15 protein-coding genes are annotated in these 22,681 nt (G+C 62.2%); 12 read left to right on the top strand and 3 right to left on the bottom strand.

All coding sequences use genetic code 11. The annotated features are described in order from the left end of the window. The first annotated feature begins 3 nt into the window (after window positions 1-3). Complete coding sequence (locus TX24_RS02365) at window positions 4-1,386, top strand: PepSY-associated TM helix domain-containing protein (RefSeq protein WP_057709626.1); 1,383 nt, start codon at window positions 4-6, stop codon at window positions 1,384-1,386. Between the two features lie 15 nt (window positions 1,387-1,401). On the opposite strand, the gene TX24_RS02360 is transcribed toward TX24_RS02365, so the two are convergent. Next, window positions 1,402-5,958, bottom strand: a complete 4,557-nt coding sequence (locus tag TX24_RS02360) for a DUF4329 domain-containing protein (RefSeq protein ID WP_057709625.1) — start codon at window positions 5,956-5,958, stop codon at window positions 1,402-1,404. 255 nt (window positions 5,959-6,213) lie between these two features. On the opposite strand from TX24_RS02360, the gene urtA reads away from it, so the two are divergent. The 11 genes from urtA (at window position 6,214) to ureC (ending at window position 16,349) form a co-directional block, all read left to right on the top strand. Further along, window positions 6,214-7,479, top strand: coding sequence for an urea ABC transporter substrate-binding protein (gene urtA, locus TX24_RS02355; protein WP_003188149.1), 1,266 nt, complete (start codon window positions 6,214-6,216; stop codon window positions 7,477-7,479). A 97-nt stretch (window positions 7,480-7,576) separates the two neighbouring features. Next, entirely contained in the window at window positions 7,577-9,079 is a 1,503-nt protein-coding gene (gene urtB, locus TX24_RS02350; RefSeq protein WP_003188148.1) for an urea ABC transporter permease subunit UrtB, read from the top strand. A 53-nt stretch (window positions 9,080-9,132) separates the two neighbouring features. Beyond that, window positions 9,133-10,146, top strand: coding sequence for an urea ABC transporter permease subunit UrtC (gene urtC, locus TX24_RS02345; RefSeq protein ID WP_373874274.1), 1,014 nt, complete (start codon window positions 9,133-9,135; stop codon window positions 10,144-10,146). Further along, the gene (gene urtD / locus TX24_RS02340) at window positions 10,143-10,976 is read left to right on the top strand and encodes an urea ABC transporter ATP-binding protein UrtD (RefSeq protein WP_167348415.1); all 834 of its coding nucleotides are present in this window, start codon (window positions 10,143-10,145) and stop codon (window positions 10,974-10,976) included. Before urtC ends, urtD begins: the two co-directional genes overlap by 4 nt. Before the next feature lie 150 nt (window positions 10,977-11,126). Next, entirely contained in the window at window positions 11,127-11,825 is a 699-nt protein-coding gene (gene urtE / locus TX24_RS02335; protein ID WP_057709623.1) for an urea ABC transporter ATP-binding subunit UrtE, read from the top strand. A gap of 30 nt (window positions 11,826-11,855) precedes the next feature. Continuing rightward, entirely contained in the window at window positions 11,856-12,695 is an 840-nt protein-coding gene (locus TX24_RS02330) for an urease accessory protein UreD (RefSeq protein WP_034134778.1), read from the top strand. Window positions 12,696-12,871: 176 nt separating this feature from the next. After that, window positions 12,872-13,174, top strand: a complete 303-nt coding sequence (gene ureA / locus TX24_RS02325; RefSeq protein ID WP_003171437.1) for an urease subunit gamma — start codon at window positions 12,872-12,874, stop codon at window positions 13,172-13,174. 9 nt (window positions 13,175-13,183) lie between these two features. Further along, the gene (locus tag TX24_RS02320) at window positions 13,184-13,696 is read left to right on the top strand and encodes a GNAT family N-acetyltransferase (protein ID WP_003188138.1); all 513 of its coding nucleotides are present in this window, start codon (window positions 13,184-13,186) and stop codon (window positions 13,694-13,696) included. 5 nt (window positions 13,697-13,701) lie between these two features. Next, window positions 13,702-14,235 carry a GNAT family N-acetyltransferase gene (locus tag TX24_RS02315; RefSeq protein WP_003188137.1) on the top strand — a complete coding sequence of 178 codons (534 nt, stop codon included), beginning with the start codon at window positions 13,702-13,704 and terminating at the stop codon, window positions 14,233-14,235. Then, entirely contained in the window at window positions 14,232-14,537 is a 306-nt protein-coding gene (locus tag TX24_RS32260; protein ID WP_034134776.1) for an urease subunit beta, read from the top strand. Before TX24_RS02315 ends, TX24_RS32260 begins: the two co-directional genes overlap by 4 nt. A gap of 111 nt (window positions 14,538-14,648) precedes the next feature. After that, window positions 14,649-16,349: an urease subunit alpha gene (ureC, locus tag TX24_RS02305; protein ID WP_003188133.1), complete on the top strand. Its 1,701-nt coding sequence runs from the start codon at window positions 14,649-14,651 to the stop codon at window positions 16,347-16,349. Here ureC and TX24_RS02300 read toward each other — a convergent pair. Both TX24_RS02300 and TX24_RS02295 read right to left on the bottom strand, forming a co-directional pair. After that, window positions 16,346-21,517, bottom strand: coding sequence for a dermonecrotic toxin domain-containing protein (locus TX24_RS02300; protein WP_057709622.1), 5,172 nt, complete (start codon window positions 21,515-21,517; stop codon window positions 16,346-16,348). The two genes, ureC and TX24_RS02300, sit on opposite strands and share 4 nt — an antisense overlap. A gap of 84 nt (window positions 21,518-21,601) precedes the next feature. Continuing rightward, window positions 21,602-22,540: a DnaJ C-terminal domain-containing protein gene (locus TX24_RS02295; protein ID WP_003188131.1), complete on the bottom strand. Its 939-nt coding sequence runs from the start codon at window positions 22,538-22,540 to the stop codon at window positions 21,602-21,604. Window positions 22,541-22,681 lie beyond the last annotated feature (141 nt).

Genomic DNA, 22,681 nt, shown 5'->3' with positions numbered 1-22,681 from the left:
CCGATGACCACGCAAAAGATCTCCTTCTACAACCTGGCCTGGCGCTGGCATTTCTACGCCGGCCTCTTCGTCGCCCCCTTCATGCTGCTGCTGGCCCTCACCGGCATCATCTACCTGTTCAAACCCCAGCTCGACCCGCTGATGTACGGCCACCTGCTCACCGTGCCCGCCGCCGAACATGCGCTGAGCGCCGACGAGCAACTGCAGCGCGCCCAGGCCGCCTACCCTCACGCCGCGATCAGTAAATACCTGCCCCCTGCCGACGCCACTCGCAGCGCGCAATTCGTGATGCGCAACGGTGCCCACGAAGTGACAGTGTTCATCGACCCGTATCGCGGCACCGTCCTCGGTGAGCAGGATGCAAAAAACAACCTGCAAGCCATCGCCCGTGTCCTGCACGGCGAGCTGATGATCGGCACCGTCGGCGACCGCCTGATTGAACTCGCCGCTGGCTGGGGCGTGATGCTGGTGGTGTCCGGCCTGTACCTATGGTGGCCGCGGGGCAAGTCCTCGGCCGGGGTGTTGTGGCCGCGCCTGGGTAGCCGTGGCCGCTTGTTCTGGCGCGACCTGCACGCTGTCGCCGGTTTCTGGGGCGCGGCGTTCCTGCTGGTGATGCTGCTCAGCGGTATGACCTGGACCGGTTTCTGGGGCAAGCAATACGCCGACCTGTGGAACACCTTCCCGGCAGCGATGTGGAACAACGTGCCGCAGTCCGACCAGCAGGCCCGTGTGCTCAACACGGCCACCCAGCAAACCGTGCCCTGGGCCTTGGAAAACACGCCGATGCCGATGTCAGGCGACCACGCCGAACACATGAATCACGGCGCAATGCACGCAGGCCCGGCCGCACCCACGGTGCGCCTGCAACAGGTGGTCGACCTGGCCAACGCGCGCAAGGTCGAGCCCGGCTACAGCATCACCTTCCCCACCACCGCCACCGGTGTGTTCACCGTCGCGGTGTTCGCCGACGACCCGCGCAACGACGCCACCCTGCACGTGGACCAGTACACTGGCAAGGTCCTGGCCGATGTGCGTTGGGATCATTACAACCTGGTCGCACGCGCCACCGAGACGGGTGTGATGCTGCACGAAGGCAAGATGTTCGGCTGGGTCAACCAACTGATCGTGCTGGTGATCTGCCTGATGATTCTGCTCAGCGCGGTCAGCGGCGTGGTGATCTGGTGGAAGCGTCGGCCCCAGGGTGGGCTGGGTGTACCGCCGCTACGCCACGACCTGCCCAAATGGAAAACCGCGATGGCGATCATGCTCGGGCTGGCGATTATCTTCCCGTTGGTGGGGGCTTCCTTGATCGCCGTGTGGGCATTGGATCGCCTGGTGCTGTCGCGTGTTCTTGGCCACAGAGAGCCCACTTCAGGCTCCGCCTGACGCAGGCAGTGGTGTTCACAATTCATCCTTGGGGGGACGACTGATCGACAGTTTCAACTGAGCCCCCAGGACCCCACGCACGGTCCAGAAATCCCCGCTGCGCACCACGCGAAGCTGGCCGATTCGCGCGAGTGCGGAGATGAAGTGCGAAGGCGTCGGAGCCTGCGCGGTATAGCCTGTCTGGGCCGACCATTTGTCGGGCGTGGCAAGCAGGTTGTATTCCTCAGTGCTCCAGTGCGGGGCATAGGCGAGTAGTGCGCCATCCCGTGCAGACAGATAGAACGTGACGATCGGCAAGCCCTTTCGCTTCAACTCGTGAACGTAATACGCCAACTCGCGCCACGACACGAAGTGAGTACGAAAAGCGTTCTGCGCCACATCCGCCGGCTGATCAAGGCCTGCGTGGAACAGCAGATGGGCTGCCGTGATCCGGTATTTGCCCGGCAACCCGCGGCTATCAAACAAACCTTCAGCGTGCGAGGAAGGAAAACCGTCGTCCAGCATTGGCAATACGGGAAGATGGCTGCTGCCCATAGGGTCCGTCAACAGAGCACTCAGGTACTGCTGGTCCGTGTAGCCGCCGACATACGCCTGGGAGAACCACGCGGCATCATCGCGATGAGCGTGCAACGGTCCCAATCCCAGCTGGCGCTCACCCGCAGGAATGACCGCACGCGAGCGGCCCGGCTGCCAGTGGGCCCCGACTACCCCCGCCCCCAGCCAGCTTGCACTGGACTGCAACACCCGCAGATCCCCCGCCGCCGCGACACGTTGGATATAGTCTGTCGGGCTCAACAAGCGCAGGCGCAGATTGACCGCATCGCTGTATGAGATACCCCGCGTATCGCGCGCGACAAACTTGAGCAAGGCGCCGTCAGCACAAGAAAAATACATCGGCAGCACCGAACGAGCTGTCGTGGCTTGCACCTGATGAAACGCACCGAGCAGTTCGGTGGGCGAGAACAACCCTCGGTAGACATCATCTCCCGTGCGCACACCTCCCGCTGGGTAAAAATCTGCCTGTTCGGGCACACAGATATACATGCCCGCCAAGCCGTAGCGATACGGATAGCCCGCACTGCTGAACACCCGGCGGCGAGCCAGCTTCGAACCGCCGTCACTCACCGGCAACGTCGCCACGTAGCCACCGTTATCCATCGACTTGAGGACGTACCCGAACATCAATTGCGAGCGCTGCGCCATCTGCCCGTGGACATGCCGCACGGCATCGTCGGCCTGGATGAACATCGGGCTGTACGCGGGCTCATGGCGCGCCTGGGCATACTGGCCGTCACTTTTGGCGGGCGTCGCAAAAGCGCTCCACCCGGACACGACGCCCGGCTCCCCCCACATCGCACTGCCCTGCACCACACTCAGGGTAAAACTGCGGGCAATACGGTTGACGTACTCCGACGGCGCCAGTTCCCCTGCCCGTATCTGGCGTTCCAGTGGCGCGGTCAGCCAGTCATGACGGCTTTTGGGGTGGGTGACCAGTTGTTGCTCGGTAATTTGCGGGTACTTGCCCCGCGGCTCGGGCCATAGGCAGGTCAGCGAACCGTCAGGCCCCAGCAGGTAGTGATACAGGCGCTTCTCACCAGCCGCCAAGGCATGAGCCAGCAAGCGGGTGGAAAACGTATTGCTGTACACAGAGGCTTCGGCCGCCGTCAGCAAAAACGGCCATTGGGACGCGGGCCTCGAGTGATAGCTGGCTACCACCGTGGTACGTATGGGGTAGTCCCCCCGCGTCACCAGCTCATCGGGGAAAATCCATTTGAGATCGAAGACTTCATCGGCAATCACCAAAGGCTCGGAGGCTACGAACCCGCCGTCATCGCGACGCAGGATAAGCCCGCCGTACGCCTGCAATTGCGTCACCGCAACACGCCGTCGCACGTAGCGGGCAGCGTCGTCCATCGACACAAAGACCGGGCTCAAGCGACGGCGTGACAGGTTCGCATACGGGTTCCATAACCTGCTGACCGCGCCAGTGCGGTCCCAACAAGGACTCTGCATCACCACACGCAGCTCGCCCGCCTCGGCGACCTTGCGAATAAACTTCAGCGGTTCAAGGGTGCCGCCCTTCAACTTGGCCTCGATCGTCTCCAGGCTGTCGCCCTCGCTTTGCGAGTCAAACAAGGACTTGGGCGATGACGAGCGATAGCACAGCAAAGCCCCCTGGGGTGTCGCGATATAGACCGCCGCGCCCAGAGCGGACCCGCGTGTGATCAAGCGTGCCTGGGACACGGCGATGTCCAGGTGCGCAGGCAACATAAAGCAGCGCTCCAGCCAGGCCGTGGCACCATTGCCGGCCCATTGGTTGGTGTAATAAAGCGCCTCACACTCAAACCCCTCGGGCAGCTGATAAGTATCAGGGCCGGTACTCGCGTACAGGCTGGCAAGCGTCAGCATCGGTGATTGCAGGGTGATCGGCACACACTCGCTGGCCACGTAGTCATTGCGCGACGTGTGTTTAAGGATAAAACAGAAAAAATAGCGGTGTTGCTCCGGGTTGTAAGGTACTCGAGCGAGCGCATCCAAGGCCGCCGCGTCGGCGCTCTCAAACAGCGCGCCATGGCTCGGCTGCTCGGGACGCTGCCAGGCAATACTGCGCACGTACGGGCCCCAATCCAGTTCGATGGACCCACTCGGCCCCCACAACGCATTGCCGATCACCACCCGCAAGGTGCCGGCCTCGGCCAGTTTGCGCACCACATCGGCGGGTTTCATCGTGCCATTGGCCAGGTTCTTGGCTATCTGGCTGATACCGCTGATGGCTTCGGCTTGCCAATGCAACACCCACTCGGCTGTCGTGTGCCCTGGCTGGTAGGCGATCAGGCAGTCCTCGGCGCCGGACAGATAAGCGGTTACCCCGGCCTGCAAAATCGGGTGTACGTCCTGGTCACGGAACATCTGCCCGTTGAGCTCGGCATCCTGACGCGTCCACTTGAGCGTCAACGCCTCGGCGGGGTCGGCCAGTGACAGGGCGATGCGCGAGCCGTAAAGCCCCTGCAACCGGCACCCGGCGTGCAGAATGATCGGCGCGCCTTGCCGGTCCTTCGGGTACAGCCCCGCAAAGGCGAACGGCCAGGGCCCAGTCGCCACAGGCTCGGTCGCCACATAACGACCATCTGCGCGTTGCAGGATCGTCCCGCCATACTCGCGATCACGCCGTGCGCCGATGCGTTCGTGGGCATGACGGGCCGCATCATCGGCGCTGAGAAAGCCACGGCTCAAGCTGGGCAGGGCCACCAGGGAATAGGGTTTCCACTGTGCGTCGACCACGCCGGCACGGTCCCACAGGGCACTGGTTTTCTCGACGGTCAATTCCCCCGCTGCCGCCACCCGCAAGACGAACGCCCGGGTCAACAACGTACCGGCTTGCAAGGCCGCCTGCGTGCCGTTGTCACCCACTTCCCCCGTGCTCGAGCGGGTAAACAACGCAGTCTCCGCCGCCGAGCCTGAAAACCGATAGCGCAGGATCGCCTCGTCGCGCATGCGGATGTACAACGACACGCCCAGGGTAGATTGGGCCCCCAGCGCATACTGCCGAAATTGCGCGATATGCGTGGCCAGCTCCAACGGGCTGACAAAGTTCTTATACAGCCAGGTATCCAGGTCAGGGTATTGGCCGGGCAAGGGCCGGGAGTGAAAGTAGATACCCAGCAGGTGAAGCCCTGTCGGCAACAGGGGCAACTGATCGCTGACGGTACTGGTGAGTTCCGGCTGCGCCGCGACAAACAACTCTTGCAGATCATGCTTGAGCAACAGCACCCGCTGCCGGGCGGTGGGAGCGCGCTGAATGCGCGACCAGGCATACGACAACGCCTGCTCAGCGCTGATAAACACTGGCCCGCAGGGCAATGGCATCGCTGGCGCACTGAAGGGCTGATAGGGTTGCCAGTCGGCGGGAACATCCCCTGTCGAACTGCCCCAGGCAGCGCTGGATTGCACAAAGGTCAACCGGCCCACCGCAGCCAGCTTTTTGTAGATGCCTTCCAGCGTGCCGTCATGGGCATGGGGCGAGGACCATGGCCCATTGGTGTCCAGCCAGTGCACAAACCCGGTCTCGGCGGCGGAGTTGCTGGGTGTGTAGCGCAACAGCGCGCCATCTGGCCCCGAGAGATAAGCCTGGGTAAAACGCGCACGGTCCTGGTGATTGAAGTAAATGTCCGGCGTGGAATAAAAACTCATGAACGCCTGCATCTGCTGCAGCGTCCACTTGAGGTAAGTACGTTTTACAAAGTCCAGAGAACTGGGGTGAGAGTGCAGGCTCGCCACAATCTGGTAGCCCTCGGGGTTCACGAACTCGCCGGCCGTATGTTCGCGGTCCAGCAACAGATTCCAGTCGAACGTGGTGGGCTTGCCCGCGCGCGGTTCGCTGGCAACGTACAGGTTATCGCTCAGGCGCCGCAGAATGACACTGGCGTACTCCACCTCACGCTGGCTACCGATTTGCTCGTGAATATAACGCGCGGCATCGTCAGTGCTGATAAAGGCGGGGCTGAGCTGCCCCAGTTTGGCGTGGCCGCGAGGCAGTGCCGCGCGTTTGTCACGCGCAGAAGAATCGTCCATGAAAGCACCTGGATAGTCGAAAGAAGTGACCATCGTGGGATACCCGCGCGCCAAGCTTGCGCTGCATATTGCTCCGGCGCCCTTTTTTGAGGCGCGTCACGCCTGCGTCCTCTCTTGCAGCGCCAGGCTGGTGCATAACCGCCGCTGCCTGGCCCTGAATCCCCGTTAAAACCGTTGCGGCAGGTCGCAGGCACAGCCTTTGCAAAGCGCTGTGTATCTGCCCCATAACAACTATTGTTTTACGGAGATCGCACCATGAAGCGTCGCAGCTTGATCAAGGCTTTCACTTTGTCGGCATCCATTGCTGCCATGGGTTTGACCTGGACCGTCCAGGCCGCCGAGACCATCAAGGTCGGCATCCTGCACTCGTTGTCCGGGACCATGGCGATCTCCGAAACCTCGCTCAAAGACATGGCGCTGATGACCATCGACGAGATCAACGCCAAAGGCGGGGTGAACGGCAAGATGCTCGAACCGGTGGTGGTGGACCCGGCGTCCAACTGGCCGCTGTTCGCCGAGAAAGGCCGGCAGCTGCTGACCCAGGACAAGGTGGCCGTGGTGTTCGGCTGCTGGACCTCGGTGTCGCGTAAATCGGTATTGCCGGTGTTTGAAGAACTCAACGGCTTGCTGTTCTACCCGGTGCAGTACGAAGGCGAAGAGATGTCGCCGAACGTGTTCTATACCGGTGCGGCGCCGAACCAGCAGGCGATCCCGGCGGTGGAATACCTGATGAGCGAAGAAGGCGGCAGCGCCAAGCGCTTCTTCCTGCTCGGCACCGACTACGTGTACCCGCGCACCACCAACAAGATCCTGCGCTCGTTCCTGCATTCCAAAGGCGTGGCGGATAAAGACATCGAAGAGGTGTACACCCCGTTCGGCCACGCCGATTACCAGACCATCGTCGCCAACATCAAGAAGTTCTCCGCCGGTGGCAAGACGGCTGTGGTCTCCACCGTCAATGGCGACTCCAATGTGCCCTTCTACAAAGAACTGGCCAACCAGGGCCTGAAAGCCACTGAGGTACCGGTGGTGGCGTTCTCGGTGGGTGAAGAAGAACTGCGTGGCATCGACACCAAGCCGTTGGTGGGCAACCTCGCGGCCTGGAACTACTTCCAGTCGGTGGAGAACCCGGTGAACCAGAAGTTCGTGGCCGACTGGAAAGCCTATGCCAAGAAACACAACCTGCCGGGCGCCGACAAAGCCGTGACCAACGACCCAATGGAAGCCACCTATGTGGGCATCCATATGTGGGCGCAGGCGGCGGAAAAAGCCAAGTCCACCGATGTCGACAAAGTGCGTGAAGCCCTGGGCGGCCAGACCTTCGCCGCGCCGTCGGGCTTCACCCTGACCATGGACAAGACCAACCACCACCTGCACAAGCCGGTGATGATCGGTGAGATCCAGGCCGACGGGCAGTTCTCGGTGGTGTGGCAGACCGAAGCGCCGATTCGTGCACAGCCGTGGAGCCCTTACATTCCGGGCAATGACAAAAAACCGGACTATGCCGTGAAGAGCAACTAACGCCCCCACAGCTCGAATGTGGGACATGGTCACTGTGGGAGCTGGCTCCCACACAGCCTGCTCCCACACTGTCCCCGCATGACCAGGACATTTTTATATGCCCACTGCCCTCCACCGCCTCATCCTCGCCCTGCTGCTGTTGCTGCCCTTGGGCGCACACGCCAGCGACGCCGAAGACTTCCTTGCCGCCAACCCGGTGCAGCAAGCCAAACTCCTGCAGGACTGGGCCGCCAACCCCGACCCTGCGCGTATCGAGTTGGTCGATGCCCTTGAGCAAGGCCAACTCACGCTCAACGGCGAAACCAAGACCGTGCGTCTGAACAACCGCCTGCGCGGCTTGATCAATAACGTGCAAGCCAGCCTGCAACTGCTCGCCGCCGACCCCAAGGTGCGCCTGGACGCAGCGCGCACCCTGCAAAAAAGCGCGGTGCCTGCACAACTGAAATTCCTCGACCAGCAGGTCGCCGCCGAGACGGATGAACAGGTGCACAGCGCCCTCAGCCTGGCCCTGGCCAACCTGCAACTGGTCGATCCCGACCCGGTGGTGCGCCTGGCGGCCGTGCGCTTGCTCGGCAGCACCGGCGACCCGCTGGCCCGCACGCGCCTTGAAGCGTTGCTGGCGCCAGGCGTGGAAGCCGATGCCGCCGTGCACACCGCCGCTGAAACCAGCCTGGCCCAGGTCAAACGCAAACTGATGATGGGTGAAATCCTCGGCCAGGCGTTCAGCGGCATGTCCCTGGGCTCGATTCTGCTGCTGGCGGCCCTGGGCCTGGCGATCACCTTCGGCCTGCTCGGCGTGATCAACATGGCCCACGGCGAGATGCTGATGCTCGGCGCCTACTCCACCTATGTGGTGCAGTTGATGATGCAGCGCTATGTGCCCCAGGCCATCGAGTTCTACCCATTGATCGCGTTGCCGGTGGCGTTCTTTGTCACTGCGGCCATCGGCATGGCCCTGGAACGCACAGTCATCCGTCACTTGTATGGCCGCCCACTGGAAACCCTGCTCGCCACCTGGGGCATCAGCCTGATGCTGATCCAGCTGGTGCGCCTGGTGTTCGGCGCGCAGAACGTCGAAGTGTCTAACCCGGCCTGGCTGTCCGGCGGCATCCAGGTGCTGCCCAACCTGGTGCTGCCGTACAACCGCATCGTCATCATTGCCTTCGCGCTGTTCGTGGTGGTGCTCACCTGGCTGCTGCTGAACAAGACGCGCCTGGGCCTGAACGTGCGCGCCGTCACCCAGAACCGCAACATGGCGGCCTGCTGCGGCGTGCCCACCGGGCGCGTGGACATGCTCGCCTTTGGCCTCGGTTCCGGCATCGCGGGCCTTGGCGGCGTGGCGCTGAGCCAGATCGGCAACGTCGGCCCGGACCTGGGCCAGAGCTACATCATCGACTCGTTCCTGGTGGTGGTGCTCGGCGGCGTGGGCCAGCTGGCCGGCAGTGTCATGGCCGCCTTTGGCCTGGGGATCGCCAACAAGATCCTCGAACCCCAGATCGGCGCCGTGCTCGGCAAAATCCTGATCCTCGCGCTGATCATTCTGTTTATCCAGAAACGCCCGCAAGGACTCTTCGCACTGAAAGGACGGGTGATCGACTGATGAACCAGCCATTAATGCTTACGGCCACGCAAAAGGCCGGCCCCAAAGTCACGATGGCGGTAGGTGCCGTCATCCTGCTCCTGCTGCTGGCGTTGCCCCTGTGTTCGCTATTGTCTGCGGACAACCCGCTGCATGTGTCGGCCTACACCTTGACCCTGGTGGGCAAGATTCTCTGCTACGCCATCGTCGCCCTGGCGCTGGACCTGGTGTGGGGTTACGCCGGGATGTTGTCCCTGGGCCACGGTTTGTTCTTCGCCCTGGGCGGCTACGCCATGGGCATGTACTTGATGCGCCAGGCGTCCGGGGATGAGTTGCCGGCGTTCATGACCTTCTTGTCCTGGACCGAATTGCCCTGGTACTGGGCCGGCACCGACCATTTCCTGTGGGCGTTGTGCCTGGTGGTACTGGCCCCCGGTGTGCTGGCCTTGGTGTTCGGTTTCTTCGCCTTCCGCTCGCGGATCAAGGGTGTGTATTTCTCGATCATGACCCAGGCCCTGACATTCGCCGGGATGCTGTTGTTCTTTCGCAACGAGACCGGGTTCGGCGGCAACAACGGCTTTACCAACTTCCGCAGCATCTTAGGTTTTGGCATCACTGAACCGGGCACGCGGGCGGTGTTGTTTATCGCCACGGTGCTGTTGCTGGTGGCCAGCCTCTACATCGGCTGGCGCCTGGCGAAGAGCAAGTTCGGGCGTGTGCTCACCGCCCTGCGCGATGCCGAGAACCGCCTGATGTTCTGCGGTTACGACCCACGCGGTTTCAAGCTGTTCGTGTGGGTATTGAGCGCGGTGTTGTGCGGCCTTGCCGGCGCGCTGTATGTGCCGCAGGTGGGCATCATCAACCCCAGCGAAATGTCACCGACCAACTCCATCGAAGCCGCCGTGTGGGTAGCGCTGGGCGGGCGGGGCACCTTGATCGGGCCGCTGCTCGGCGCCGGTGTGGTCAATGGCATGAAGAGCTGGTTCACCGTGGCCTTCCCCGAGTACTGGCTGTTCTTCCTGGGGGCGCTGTTCATCATCGTCACCCTGTACCTGCCCAAGGGCGTTATCGGCCTGCTGAAGAAATGAGGAACGTCATGCTTGAACCTATTTTCGACGCAGGCAGCGGCCGCGATGCGATTGGCATCGGCCAGGTCGCGGGCAAAGGGCTCAACACCCGCCACGGCACCATTCTGACCCTGGAAGATATCAGCGTCAGCTTCGACGGTTTCAAGGCCCTCAACGACCTGAACCTGTACATCGGCGTCGGCGAATTGCGCTGCATCATCGGCCCCAACGGCGCGGGCAAGACCACGCTGATGGACGTGATCACCGGCAAGACCCGGCCCAGCCACGGCAAGGCCTGGTTTGGCGAAACCCTGGACCTGACCCGCATGAGCGAAGTGCAGATCGCCCAGGCCGGCGTCGGGCGCAAGTTCCAGAAGCCCACGGTGTTCGAAGCCTTGAGCGTGTTCGAAAACCTGGAGCTGGCGCAGAAGACCGACAAGTCGGTGTGGGCCAGCCTGCGGGCGCGCCTGAGTGGCGAACAGACAGACCGCATCGAGGAAGTGCTCGACACCATCCGCCTCACCGCCTCCGTGCATCGCCCCGCCGGTTTGCTGTCCCACGGCCAGAAGCAGTTCCTGGAAATCGGCATGCTGCTGATGCAAGACCCGCAACTGTTGCTGCTCGATGAACCGGTGGCAGGCATGACCGACGCCGAGACCGAGTTCACCGCCGAACTGTTCAAGCGCCTGGCCGGCAAGCACTCGTTGATGGTGGTGGAACACGACATGGGGTTTGTCGGCTCGATTGCCGACCACGTGACCGTGTTGCACCAGGGCAGCGTGCTGGCCGAAGGGTCGCTGGAACAGGTGCAGGAAAACGAGCGGGTGATCGAGGTTTACCTCGGCCGCTAACGCTGACACGAACGGCTGATCGTTCCCACGCTCCGCGTGGGAATGCCACGCTGGACGCTCCGCGTCCCGCTGCGCAACGGTGACGCAGAGCGTCACGGTATGCATTCCCACGCAGAGCGTGGGAACGATCACATTGAGGAGGTTTTGAGAATGCTGCAAGTCGCCAAGCTGCACCAGTATTACGGCGGTAGCCATATTCTGCGCGGGCTGTCCTTCGACGTGAAGATCGGCGAAGTCACCTGCCTGCTCGGGCGTAACGGCGTGGGCAAGACCACCCTGCTCAAGTGCCTGATGGGCCTGTTGCCGGCCAAGGAAGGTGCAGTGAACTGGGAAGGCAAGGCCATCACCGGCTTCAAGCCGCACCAGCGTGTGCATGCCGGCATCGCCTACGTGCCCCAGGGCCGGGAGATATTCGGGCGGCTGACCGTGGAAGAAAACCTGCTGATGGGCCTGTCGCGCTTCCCCGGTTCCGAAGCCAAGGAAGTGCCGGCCTTCATCTACGATCTGTTCCCGGTGTTGCTGCAAATGAAGCATCGGCGCGGCGGTGACTTGTCCGGCGGGCAGCAGCAACAGTTGGCGATTGGCCGCGCCCTGGCCAGCCGCCCGCGCTTGTTGATCCTCGATGAGCCCACCGAAGGCATCCAGCCGTCGGTGATCAAGGAAATCGGCGCGGTGATCAAGAAGCTCGCGGAGCGAGGCGATATGGCGATCCTGTTGGTGGAGCAGTTCTATGACTTTGCCGCTGAACTGGCTGACCAGTACCTGGTGATGTCCCGTGGCGAAATCGTGCAGCAGGGCCGTGGTGAAAATATGGAAAGCGAGGGTGTGCGTGGGCTGGTAACCATCTAATCTGTAGCCTCCTAACGATAAGCACACGCCATGAACCTGCCCGTTACCCCTGCCCTGTTCACGCCCAGCTGGCACGCCGCGCTGGAACTAGGCTACGCGCGTGTCGACACCACCACGCGCCCGGTGCTGCGCCGCCACCTGGGCCCGCTACGGGTGCAAAAGCACCTGTACGCCGAAGGCCCCGAGGTGTGCCAGCACATCATCGTGCACCCACCCGGCGGGATTGCCGGTGGCGATCGCCTGGACATCAGCGCCCATGTCGGCACGGGTGCCTGGGCCCAACTGACCAGCCCCGGCGCCGCCAAGTGGTACCGCGCCAGCGGCCCGGCGTTTCAACAACTGGAACTGACCGTGGAAGCCGGCGCGACCCTGGAATGGCTGCCCCAGGAAACCATCGTGTTCAGCGCCGCCCAGGCCGAACTCACCACGCGAATCGAGCTGCTGGGCGATGCGCGGTTGTTCTACTGGGATGTGGTCGCCCTGGGCCGCCCGGCCAGTGGCGAACGGTTCGACCTGGGCCACTTTCAATCGCACCTGGACATTCGCCGCGACGGCCAGTTGCTCTGGCACGAGCGCCAGCGCATTGTGGGCGCCGATGGGTTGTTGGATTCGCCTATCGGGCTGGATGGGCAGCCGGTGTTTGCCACGTTGCTGGTGACCGGCGAGATCGACCCTGAACTGCTTGAGCAATGCCGCTCACTGCCCCACGCGGTGCGCGGGGATTTGACCCAATTGCCTGGCTTACTGGTGGCGCGTTGTTTGGCCAGTGAAGCGCTGCTGGCGCGGGGGTGGTTGATTGATTTATGGCGGCTATTGCGCCCCGCCATGCTTGGACGCGAAGCCGTATCACCACGAATCTGGAGCACATGAAGATCAAACTGTGGAACCTGCCCCCTGTGGGAGCTAGCTTGCCTGCGATGGCATCACCTCGGTACATCAGATACACCGAGTCGCCTGTATCGCAGGCAAGCCAGCTCCCACATAAATCAGCTTCACATGGGATCTTCTTTGCATTTAGGAATGAATTTTATGAAGGACCCTGAACCATGGACCTGACCCCACGGGAAAAAGACAAACTGCTGATCTTCACCGCAGGCCTGGTCGCCGAGCGGCGCCTGGCGCGCGGGGTGAAGCTCAACTACCCGGAGACCATCGCCTATATCTCCGCCGCCCTGATGGAAGGCGCCCGCGATGGCCGCACCGTGGCCGACCTGATGCACTACGGCACCACCCTGCTCAGCCGCGAACAAGTGATGGAAGGCATCCCGGAAATGATCCCGGATATCCAGGTGGAAGCTACATTCCCCGACGGCACCAAGCTGGTCACCGTCCACCAGCCCATTGCCTGAGGCGCGGCCATGATTCGTGATGCAACCGAACACGACCTGCCGGCGATTCGCGCCATCTACAACGATGCGGTGTTGAACACCACGGCGATCTGGAACGAGCAACCGGTGGACTTGGCTAACCGCCAGGCCTGGTTCAGTGCGCGCCAGGCCCAGGGCTATCCGATCCTGGTAGCCGTGGAAAATGACGAGGTCACCGGCTACGCCTCGTTCGGCGACTGGCGCCCCTTCGAAGGCTTTCGCTACAGCGTCGAGCACTCGGTATATGTGCGCAACGACCAGCGCGGCAAAGGCCTCGGTCCAGGGCTGATGGCGGCGTTGATCGAGCGCGCCCGCACCTGTGGCAAACATGTGATGGTCGCGGCCATCGAAAGCGGCAACCTGGCCTCGATCCGCCTGCACGAACGCCTGGGTTTTATCACCACCGGGCAAATGCCCCAGGTGGGTATCAAGTTTGGCCGCTGGCTCGACCTGACCTTTATGCAACTGACCTTGAACCCGGGCGCACAACCGCCCAAGGAGTGACATCGATGAGCGCTGCACAACTGCGTCGAGTCAATGCGGAAAGCTTTGCCCATTACCGCCGGGGCTTGATCGAGCTCTTGCTGGACGCGGTGCAGCATGGCGCTTCGGTGGGCTTCATGGCCGACTTCGATGAGGCCCAGGCCCGGGACTACCTGAGCAGCGTGCAAGCCGGTGTCGAGGACAGCAGCCTGCTGCTGTGGGTGGTGGTGCGCGACGAGCAGGTGATCGCCAGCGTGCAATTGGCGCTGTGCCAGAAAGCCAACGGCCTGAACCGCGCCGAGGTGCAGAAGTTGCTGGTGCACAGCAGCGCCCGTCGCCATGGCCTGGGCCAGCAATTGATGAATACCCTGGAACTCGCCGCGCGCCAGCACAAGCGTGGCCTGTTGTACCTGGACACCGAGGCCGGCTCCGGCGCCGAAGCCTTTTACCAGTCGCTGCGCTACACCAAGATCGGTGAGCTGCCCGACTATTGCCAAAGCCCGGACGGGCGCTACAGCCCGACCGCCATCTACTTCAAGACCCTGGGGCAACCTGCATGATTCCTGGTGAATATCAGATCCAGCCTGGCGAGATCGAACTGAATGTCGGCCGCCGCACCCTCACCCTCGGCGTAGCCAACAGCGGCGACCGGCCGATTCAGGTGGGCTCGCATTACCATTTTTTCGAGACCAATGACGCGCTGGAATTCGACCGAGCGGCCAGCCGTGGCATGCGCCTTAATATTCCGGCGGGCACGGCGGTGCGGTTTGAGCCGGGGCAGCGTCGGGAGGTGGAGTTGGTGGAGTTGAGTGGTGCAAGGCGGGTATTTGGGTTTGCAGGGCGGGTCATGGGCGACCTTTAGGGCCTCATCGCAGGCAAGCCAGCGCCCACAGTTGGAATGCATTCCCCTGTGGGAGCTGGCTTGCCTGCGATAGCGATTTCACATTCAACACCTATTGTTCAGGGCACACACATGAAAATCACCCGCCAAGCCTACGCCGACATGTACGGCCCCACCGTCGGAGACAAGGTGCGCCTGGCCGACACCGAGTTGTTCGTCGAAGTCGAGCAGGACTTCACCATCTACGGCGAAGAGGTCAAATTCGGCGGCGGCAAGGTAATCCGCGACGGCCAGGGCCAGAGCCAATTGCTCGCCCATGAAGTGGTCGACACGCTGATCACCAACGCATTGATCATCGACCACTGGGGCATCGTCAAGGCAGACGTTGGCTTGAAGAATGGCCGCATCCACGCGATTGGCAAAGCCGGTAACCCGGACATCCAGCCCGGCGTGACCATGGCCATCGGCGCCAGCACCGAAGTGATCGCCGGGGAAGGCATGATCCTCACCGCCGGCGGCATCGACTCCCACGTGCATTTCATTTGCCCACAGCAGATCGAAGAGGCCCTGACCAGCGGCGTCACCACCATGATCGGCGGCGGCACGGGGCCGGCCACCGGCACCAATGCCACCACCTGCACCTCCGGCCCGTGGCACCTTGCGCGGATGCTGCAGGCCAGCGATTCGTTCCCGATGAACATTGGCTTTACCGGCAAGGGCAACGCCAGTTTGCCCGAGCCGCTGATCGAGCAGGTCAAGGCCGGTGCGATCGGCTTGAAGCTGCACGAAGACTGGGGCACCACGCCCGCCAGCATCGACAACTGCCTGAGCGTCGCTGACCAATATGACGTGCAGGTGGCGATCCACAGCGACACCCTCAATGAGTCGGGCTTTGTCGAAACCACCCTCGCCGCGCTCAAGGGCCGCACCATCCACACCTACCACACCGAAGGTGCCGGTGGCGGGCATGCGCCGGACATCATCAAGGCCTGCGGTTTCCCCAATGTGCTGCCCAGCTCCACCAACCCGACGCGGCCGTTCACGCGTAACACCATCGACGAACACCTGGACATGTTGATGGTGTGTCACCATCTGGACCCGAGCATTGCCGAAGACGTGGCCTTCGCCGAAAGCCGCATCCGCCGCGAAACCATCGCCGCCGAAGACATCCTGCACGACCTCGGCGCGTTCTCGATGATCAGTTCCGACAGCCAGGCTATGGGCCGCGTCGGCGAGGTGATCACACGCACCTGGCAGACCGCCGACAAGATGAAAAAACAGCGTGGCCCGCTGCCCGGCGACGGCCCCGGCAACGACAATTTCCGCGCCAAGCGCTACATCGCCAAATACACCATCAACCCGGCGATCACCCACGGCATCAGCCATATCGTCGGCTCCATCGAAGTCGGCAAATGGGCCGACCTGGTGCTGTGGCGCCCGGCTTTTTTCGGCATCAAGCCCACGCTGATCCTCAAGGGCGGCGCCATTGCTTCGAGCCTGATGGGCGACGCCAACGCCTCGATCCCGACGCCGCAGCCGGTGCATTACCGCCCCATGTTCGCCAGCTTCGGCAGCTCCCTGCACGCCACCAGCCTGACGTTTATCAGCCAGGCCGCGCAGGCGGCCGGACTGCCCGAGGCCCTGGGCCTGAAGAAGCAGATCGCGGTGGTCAAGGGTTGCCGCGATGTGCAGAAAACCGACCTGATCCACAACGATTACCTGCCGGATATCGAGGTTGACCCGCAAACCTATCAGGTCAAGGCTGACGGTCAGTTGCTGTGGTGCGAACCGGCCGAGGTGTTGCCGATGGCCCAGCGGTACTTCCTGTTCTAGAGGATGGCGCTGATCGCTTGATCGGTCAGTGTCTGGTTCAAGGTGATCAGCTCGGCATTGATGCGGCCAAAGGTGTCATCGTAGTCTTGCTGGGGCATCAGTTGCCCCGGTTCACTTTCCGAAGCCGATCGGCCCAGGCGCCGGGCCGTCTGGCTGATGGTTTGACGCAGGGCCTGCCTCGCTCTCTCGGGGAGGTGGGCAGCGGCGGCCCATTGTGCCTGCGCGGCCTCATAGTCGATCAGGGCGTCGAATTTTTCGGCAATCGGCGCGTAATCAGTTTGATGCGCACGCTGCAGGAAGTCAGTCCACATCGGCTGCTCCAGCAGGTTGCCACGCAGCAGTTCGCCTTGGTCCAGCAGTTGTACGCGGTTGAATGCCGTCTCGACCATGGGCGCCGTCACATAATCCTCGCGGAACATCATGCTCCGCGATTGCCAGGGCAGGTCCAGGCGGGTTGCCAGTGGCGTTGTGTACGCCAGGTAGATCTCGACTTCGTCGATATCGGCGATCACATTGCCGTGGGCATCGTAATGATCGACGCGTGCGCCTTGCGCGTCGTACTCCGGAAACTTGACGCCGTCGGCCTGCAGTTGGGACACGCGCTCATGGGCGATACGGCCCAACTCATCGAGCCGCCACTTGCCCCTGGCCAGGTTGAAGACAGCCTTGCGCACGGAGGCCACATCCTCGCTGAAGTACGCCGACCAATGCAGCACGGCAACGCCCATCGCATTGAACATCTGGGCTCCGGCGTCCACGCAGGCTGCGGGGTCCCTGGCCATCAGGAACAGTTGCTCGCGCAACTGGGCATCCTCGCCCATGGCCTCGAGCATGCGCCAGACCTTCGCTGTCAGCTCTGGCAACCACACACCGCTAGCGGCTGTCGCATCCCCCGAACGCCTGACGGCACGAAGAAGATTGAAAAAACCCTCGGAGCCAAACGACTCTTCCAACATGTCCCACAACACTTGCCTGGAGGGCCACTCCTGCGCCGAATAACCGGTTTTCCACTGCTGGCTGTCCAGCGCCCCTCTCTTGGGCAACTGGCGATCCGGATCGCGGCCAGCGGCCTCGATGTACCGCTTGAATTGAGCAAGCAGCTCAGGCGTCAGCTCTTCACGGGTGAGGAAGGTTTTCGCCACAATCAGTGCCTTATCCGAGCCCGGCGCGAACTCGGGAATCCGCGCTATTGGGTTCTGCCGCATATCCAGAATGAAATTTTCCGGCCTGGGCACACGGAACACACTGGCAGGCCACTCCTCCAGGCTTGTGTCATTAAGCAGCAAGGTCTGTAAGCGCGGCATGCGCCCGACATCGGGTGGCAAGCCGAGTGGGTTCATGTCCAAAAACAACTCCTTGAGATGCACCCGATCTTTCAAGCGCAGGACGTCTTCAGGCGTCAGGACAATATCGTTGCCGCCCAAATGCAAGCGCTGCAGATGCGGCATGTGTTCGATGGCGGACGGCAGGCGTGTCAGTTGAGCAGCCTCGATCCCCAATCGACGCAGCCCGCGAAAGTTCGCGAGCAATGGCTGCACGTCCGCATCCGCCAGCTCCGAGCCTGCGGTTCCGACAATGCCCAGGTAACTGACATGGTCGAAGTCTGCGGTCAGCGCGGGCAAGGTCCGTAACTGCTGCGCCAGGTCCTCTTCCAACCATTCGATTTTCTGCCCCAAGAGCCGCCCACTTCTGTCGTAGTGCCGTGGGCCAACCTTTCGCCAGGCGTCATCCAGCGCTGCATAAATCTTGCGCCTGGCCCTTAGCATCTTGCGATGCTGTTCACCAAACGCCTCCATGCCCTCGGGTTGTGTGCTCAGCCATTTATGCAAGGTGGATTGCAGGGTCTTGTGCTCTTGCTCCAGCGCGCGCAGCCAGCTCAGATCCAGCGCGCCGCGCTCGTTGATCATGGCGAGCATTTCGTCCCGGGTGATCTCCGGGTACAGGCTGCGAATCCGTTCCCGTGTGATCCTCTCCCAATCAGTGCCACCCCGCCCGCTCAATGGATAGCCGCGACGCTCACCCGGCAACACGCTCGGCGGTCGAAAAAACGCCAGTTTTTCCGGCGACATGCCCAAGGCTTTGCGCAACGGTACTCGGCCTATTGCATGCTGCTTGATCAACCCCTTCAATTGCTCACCCTGGCCGACGTGGGGCACGCCAATCGCGTTGCGATGGGCATCGGTCAACGCATGCTGCAAAGCACCATAGAAACCATTGAGCCCATGCAGGTGCTGGCCGCGCTCATCAAAGGCTTGGTAGCGCCCATCCTCCACGCGCACCAGCACCTTGCGATTGCTCGCCTCCAGAGGGCCAAAGCTGGCGCGCAGAGGGCCTTCAAGCCGGCCTTCGCGAACTTCCAGACGCAGATTGTCCGACCAGCCGGGAAGCGCCGCCAGTGTGTTGAGGGCCAGGGTTTCGGTGTCTGGGCCGGCCAACGCGTCGAGGTACAAGCCTTCATACGCGAGGGTCAGGCGCATTTGCTGCTGCGCCCGGCGCGCCTTTTCAGCGAGGCGCAGGGGAATGCGCTTGGCGCGGTTCATCGTGTCGCGCTCGCTCGGCGTCGCGTCCACCAGCACTTCGCGCGCCAAAATCGTCGGCACGCCACTGAAGTCGCGCTGGATCAGCATAATCGCGGTGTCGGAGGGTGGCTGCTGCTCGACGTAGATACTCTTCATCAACCGCTCGCGCACCTCGATGGCCCTTTGTTCGAGTTTCAATCTCAGGGCCTCGGTTCTCGCCTCGGGTGTGCGGGCGGTGTAACTGCCCACCAGAGCATCGCGCTGAGGTTCGCTGAGCGCTTCGATAATGCGTATGGGCAACTGGCCACTCATCAAATCGGCGCGGTGGACCTGCACGGTGTCCGCCGCCGCGGCCTGCTGATTACCGTATTTGATCGACGGCCCGCTCAACTCGGTGCCGGCAAATGCCTCGATCGCCTTGCTCGCTGGCCATCCCGGCAACTCCACCGCCAGGGATGCGGCATAGCTGCACAGTGCGCTGCTGAGCGAGCCCTGGCGAATGCCCTCGGCGACGTTCACCGCATCGCGATACGCCCTGAACTGGCGCAGGGTGTCGAGCAGGATCGCCGGTACCGGCTCGCCTTCCACATGCACGCGGCGCAGCACGTCCTCACTCACAGCCGCCACGCTGCGCGCCTGCTCCAACTCGGCATCGCTGAAGCCGTCCGTCACCGGGCCCAATCGCCGCATCAACGTAGCGCCTTCCCAGGTGTGCGGGCGTTCCACTTCATGGTTCCACAGGCCAGCGCTGTTGCTCTTCAATATCGGTTGATAGGCCTCGGCGCGTGTGGGATGGAGGATGCGGTATTGCTCGGTCAGCGGGTCTTGTTGCACGGCATAGCGTTTACCCTCCAATGGCAGCACGGTTTGGCCGTTGTGCCGGTGCAGGCCCTGCTCATCCGCCGCCACCGCTGGTAACGAAGAGGAGTGCTCGTAGGCCGACAGGTCGGGATTCCACAGCCGGGTCTTGCCACTGGGCAAGGTGACAGCCTTGAGCTGCTCGATAAACGGCGAGACGGTAAAATGAAACACCGCCGCCTGTGCGGCCAGCGTCGCCAGGTTTTCCACCACATCGGTAATGTGCGCCCAGCCCGCTTCACGGTCGCCTTCGCTCAGCTCGATGACACCTTCGATGACTTCGTAGAGCATTTGCCCGGCCATCGCCACGGCCATCACCACACCCAGCGGCGGCACCGCCATGGCCACCAGGTTCAGGCCGAACAGGCCGATACTCAGGTAATGCGCAGCGCGCAGTGAACGCGAGGCCTCATCGACATCGGCGGTGCTCACCGCACGATGCCGGGCGTTCTCGAACAGCCGCGTACGCAGGCTGCCCAGGCGATAGGTCCACAGGTCTGCAACTTGCCATAGGTCCGTCAGGGTGTGGGCGCGAATGTTGAATTCAGGGGCAGTGGCATGCACGCGCACGTAGGGCTGGGGTTCGCCCAGTGCCGAAGGCGTGGCAAAGGACGGAGAAGTCAGCAAGCGCCCCCACTCCGATCGCAAGGCCTGTGCACCAAACGGCTGGGGAGGTGCGTCCAGCACCAGTTCGGTCAGTCGTTTGTAGTAGTAGGCGCGGTCTTTGTCGGCAACGAACCGGGCAAAAAAATGCTGGTTCGGCGTAGCCTTCCAGCCTTGGGAGCGGTCAGCTTGCTGGGTGGTTTTCGCGCTCAGGCGCTCGGTCAAATCATTGCGAAAGTCATTGAAGCTTTCATAACGCTTGATGGGATGGTCGGGGTCATCGGGAATATAGACGATGACCCAGCAGGTGTAGCCAGGCTTGGCGCAAGTGTCGATGACCAGGCAATCGTGCACATGCAGGTTCATCAGGCTCAGGCTGCGATACCCGATGGGCTTACCGTCGCTGAGAATATGTTTTTCCCCGGCCGCCACCCGCATCAGCAGCGCGTGGTCGCTGTCGCCAATGTCGCCTTTGAGCAACGCCAGGTACGCCGCCGCCTTGAAGGCGGCTTTCTGATGCCGGACGTAACGTTCGCGCAGTTCGGCTTGGGATTTGGCGTCGTCAGGTTTCAACTGTGCCTTGAGGTGAGCCTGGTACTGCTTGCCCAGGTCCAGGTCTCGGCACAGCTGGGTGAACGCATGAATCTTCAGGGTCGTGGTGTGGCGCTCGAAATGATCGCGCACGTCCGGTTGGGTAATGAAACCTGAGGCGCTGTTGAAATAGCCCTCTCGAGTCTCCCGTTGCTCAAAGTTGCCGAGGGCAGCGTGCAGCAGGGAGAACGTTTTGACCCTGAAGCCACCGGTTTTTACGCCAAAGGCATCTTCGACCGGTACATACAGGCGCAACCAGGTTTGATTGACGTCCAGCTCATGGCCGATAGCCTTTAGCTTGGCTTCCAGCAAGGGTTGGGCAAACGCTTGCTCCGAGCGTATGTGACTGAAGGTTTTCTCCAGCTCGTTGAGCGAATCGCAACGGGCATCCAGCAGCACTTTGAGCTGATCTTTACGGGCTTGGGAAGCGGCGTCATACCAGCGGGGAATGGCCGGCGGCGTATCTTTGAGGGCCTTGCGGCGGGAGGGCGAACTGTTGACCAGGCAAGTGGGAATCGCCTGTTTGATCAGCTCGTAATGTTGGCCCTGCTCACCGGGAAGCGGAGTGGCGGGGTCGGTGACCTGAAAGTCCGGCATAGGATGACAACCTTTTTCTTGGAAGAGGTTGTCATCCTAGGCACGCCGGTTTTGCGCCTGGCGCTAACTAAATCAATGACCCGTTCAGAACTGCTCGCGCGGATTGAACGCGGCCTTTTGTGCCAAGGCCTCCCACAGCGCTTTGACCTCATCATCCGCCGCCTTGGGCATCACCGCCTTGAGCTGGATGAACAGATAGCCGCGTTGCCCGGCCTTGTTCAGCAAGCCATGGCCCTTGGCGCGCATGCGCTGGCCGTTCTGGCTGCCGGCAGGCACCTTGAGGTTGATCTTGCCGGTGAGAGTCGGCACGGCCACTTCCGTGCCCAGCGCCAGTTCCCAGGGTGCCAGCGGCAGGTTGATGATCAGGTTTTCGCCGTCCACCTCGAACTTGGGGTGGGGTGCGAACTTGATGATCAGGTACAAATCACCATTGGCCCCGCCACCAATGCCCGGCGCGCCCTGGGCCTTGAGCCGAATGCGCTCGCCATCGGCCACACCGGCCGGGATCTTCACGTTCAGGCTTTTGGTGGTGTTGCTCACATGCCGACCGGAAGCATCGTACTGTGGCACCTGGAAGCTGATCTGCTTGGACTCGGTGGACAGGGTTTCCTCCAGGGAAACCATGAGCTGCATCTCCACATCCTGGCCCTTGCGCCCGGTAGGACGGCGCTGGCCGCCACCGAAGGCATCGCCGCGCGAACCGAAGATCGAACTGAAAAAGTCCGAAAAATCGCCCGCGTCCTGGCCGCCACCAAAGCCTCCACGGCTCTGCCAACCCGGTGGCCCCTGGAACGGCTGGCCATGCTGGCCGTATTTGCGCAGTTCATCGTATTCGGCGCGTTTGTCGGCACTTTTCAGCGCTTCATAGGCCTCGGACGCATCCTTGAACTTGGATTCGGCATCCTTTTCCTTGCTGACGTCCGGGTGATATTTACGCGCCAGCTTGCGATAAGCCGACTTGATCTCCTTGTCGTCAGCCGTCGGCTCGACACCGAGAATCTTGTAGTAGTCTTTGAAATCCATGGGGGCATCACCATCCGTTATCGATATCGCGCAGCCCGCCACACGGCACGCCATGGCTGGCAGCCTGGGAATTGATGTCAGGGCGCGTCATAAGTTAAGCGGCGGCACACAGACGTCATGCAATGGCTGTGTACCGCCTGG

It is taken from the genome of Pseudomonas lactis, assembly GCF_001439845.1.
Lineage (GTDB): Bacteria > Pseudomonadota > Gammaproteobacteria > Pseudomonadales > Pseudomonadaceae > Aquipseudomonas > Aquipseudomonas lactis.
Note: the sequence above shows the minus strand (reverse complement) of the source record. Positions and strands in the feature narration are given on the sequence as shown.

Bases quoted from the DNA above. Each gene is read 5' to 3' on its own strand.
- urtD (WP_167348415.1), top strand. From the start codon at position 10,143: ATGAGGAACGTCATGCTTGAACCTATTTTCGACGCAGGCAGCGGCCGC.
- TX24_RS32260 (WP_034134776.1), top strand. From the start codon at position 14,232: ATGATTCCTGGTGAATATCAGATCCAGCCTGGCGAGATCGAACTGAAT.
- TX24_RS02360 (WP_057709625.1), bottom strand. From the start codon at position 5,958: ATGGACGATTCTTCTGCGCGTGACAAACGCGCGGCACTGCCTCGCGGC.
- TX24_RS02295 (WP_003188131.1), bottom strand. From the start codon at position 22,540: ATGGATTTCAAAGACTACTACAAGATTCTCGGTGTCGAGCCGACGGCT.
- urtE (WP_057709623.1), top strand. From the start codon at position 11,127: ATGCTGCAAGTCGCCAAGCTGCACCAGTATTACGGCGGTAGCCATATT.
- urtA (WP_003188149.1), top strand. From the start codon at position 6,214: ATGAAGCGTCGCAGCTTGATCAAGGCTTTCACTTTGTCGGCATCCATT.
- TX24_RS02315 (WP_003188137.1), top strand. From the start codon at position 13,702: ATGAGCGCTGCACAACTGCGTCGAGTCAATGCGGAAAGCTTTGCCCAT.
- TX24_RS02365 (WP_057709626.1), top strand. From the start codon at position 4: ATGACCACGCAAAAGATCTCCTTCTACAACCTGGCCTGGCGCTGGCAT.
- TX24_RS02300 (WP_057709622.1), bottom strand. From the start codon at position 21,517: ATGCCGGACTTTCAGGTCACCGACCCCGCCACTCCGCTTCCCGGTGAG.
- urtB (WP_003188148.1), top strand. From the start codon at position 7,577: ATGCCCACTGCCCTCCACCGCCTCATCCTCGCCCTGCTGCTGTTGCTG.
- TX24_RS02330 (WP_034134778.1), top strand. From the start codon at position 11,856: ATGAACCTGCCCGTTACCCCTGCCCTGTTCACGCCCAGCTGGCACGCC.
- urtC (WP_373874274.1), top strand. From the start codon at position 9,133: ATGGCGGTAGGTGCCGTCATCCTGCTCCTGCTGCTGGCGTTGCCCCTG.
- TX24_RS02320 (WP_003188138.1), top strand. From the start codon at position 13,184: ATGATTCGTGATGCAACCGAACACGACCTGCCGGCGATTCGCGCCATC.
- ureA (WP_003171437.1), top strand. From the start codon at position 12,872: ATGGACCTGACCCCACGGGAAAAAGACAAACTGCTGATCTTCACCGCA.
- ureC (WP_003188133.1), top strand. From the start codon at position 14,649: ATGAAAATCACCCGCCAAGCCTACGCCGACATGTACGGCCCCACCGTC.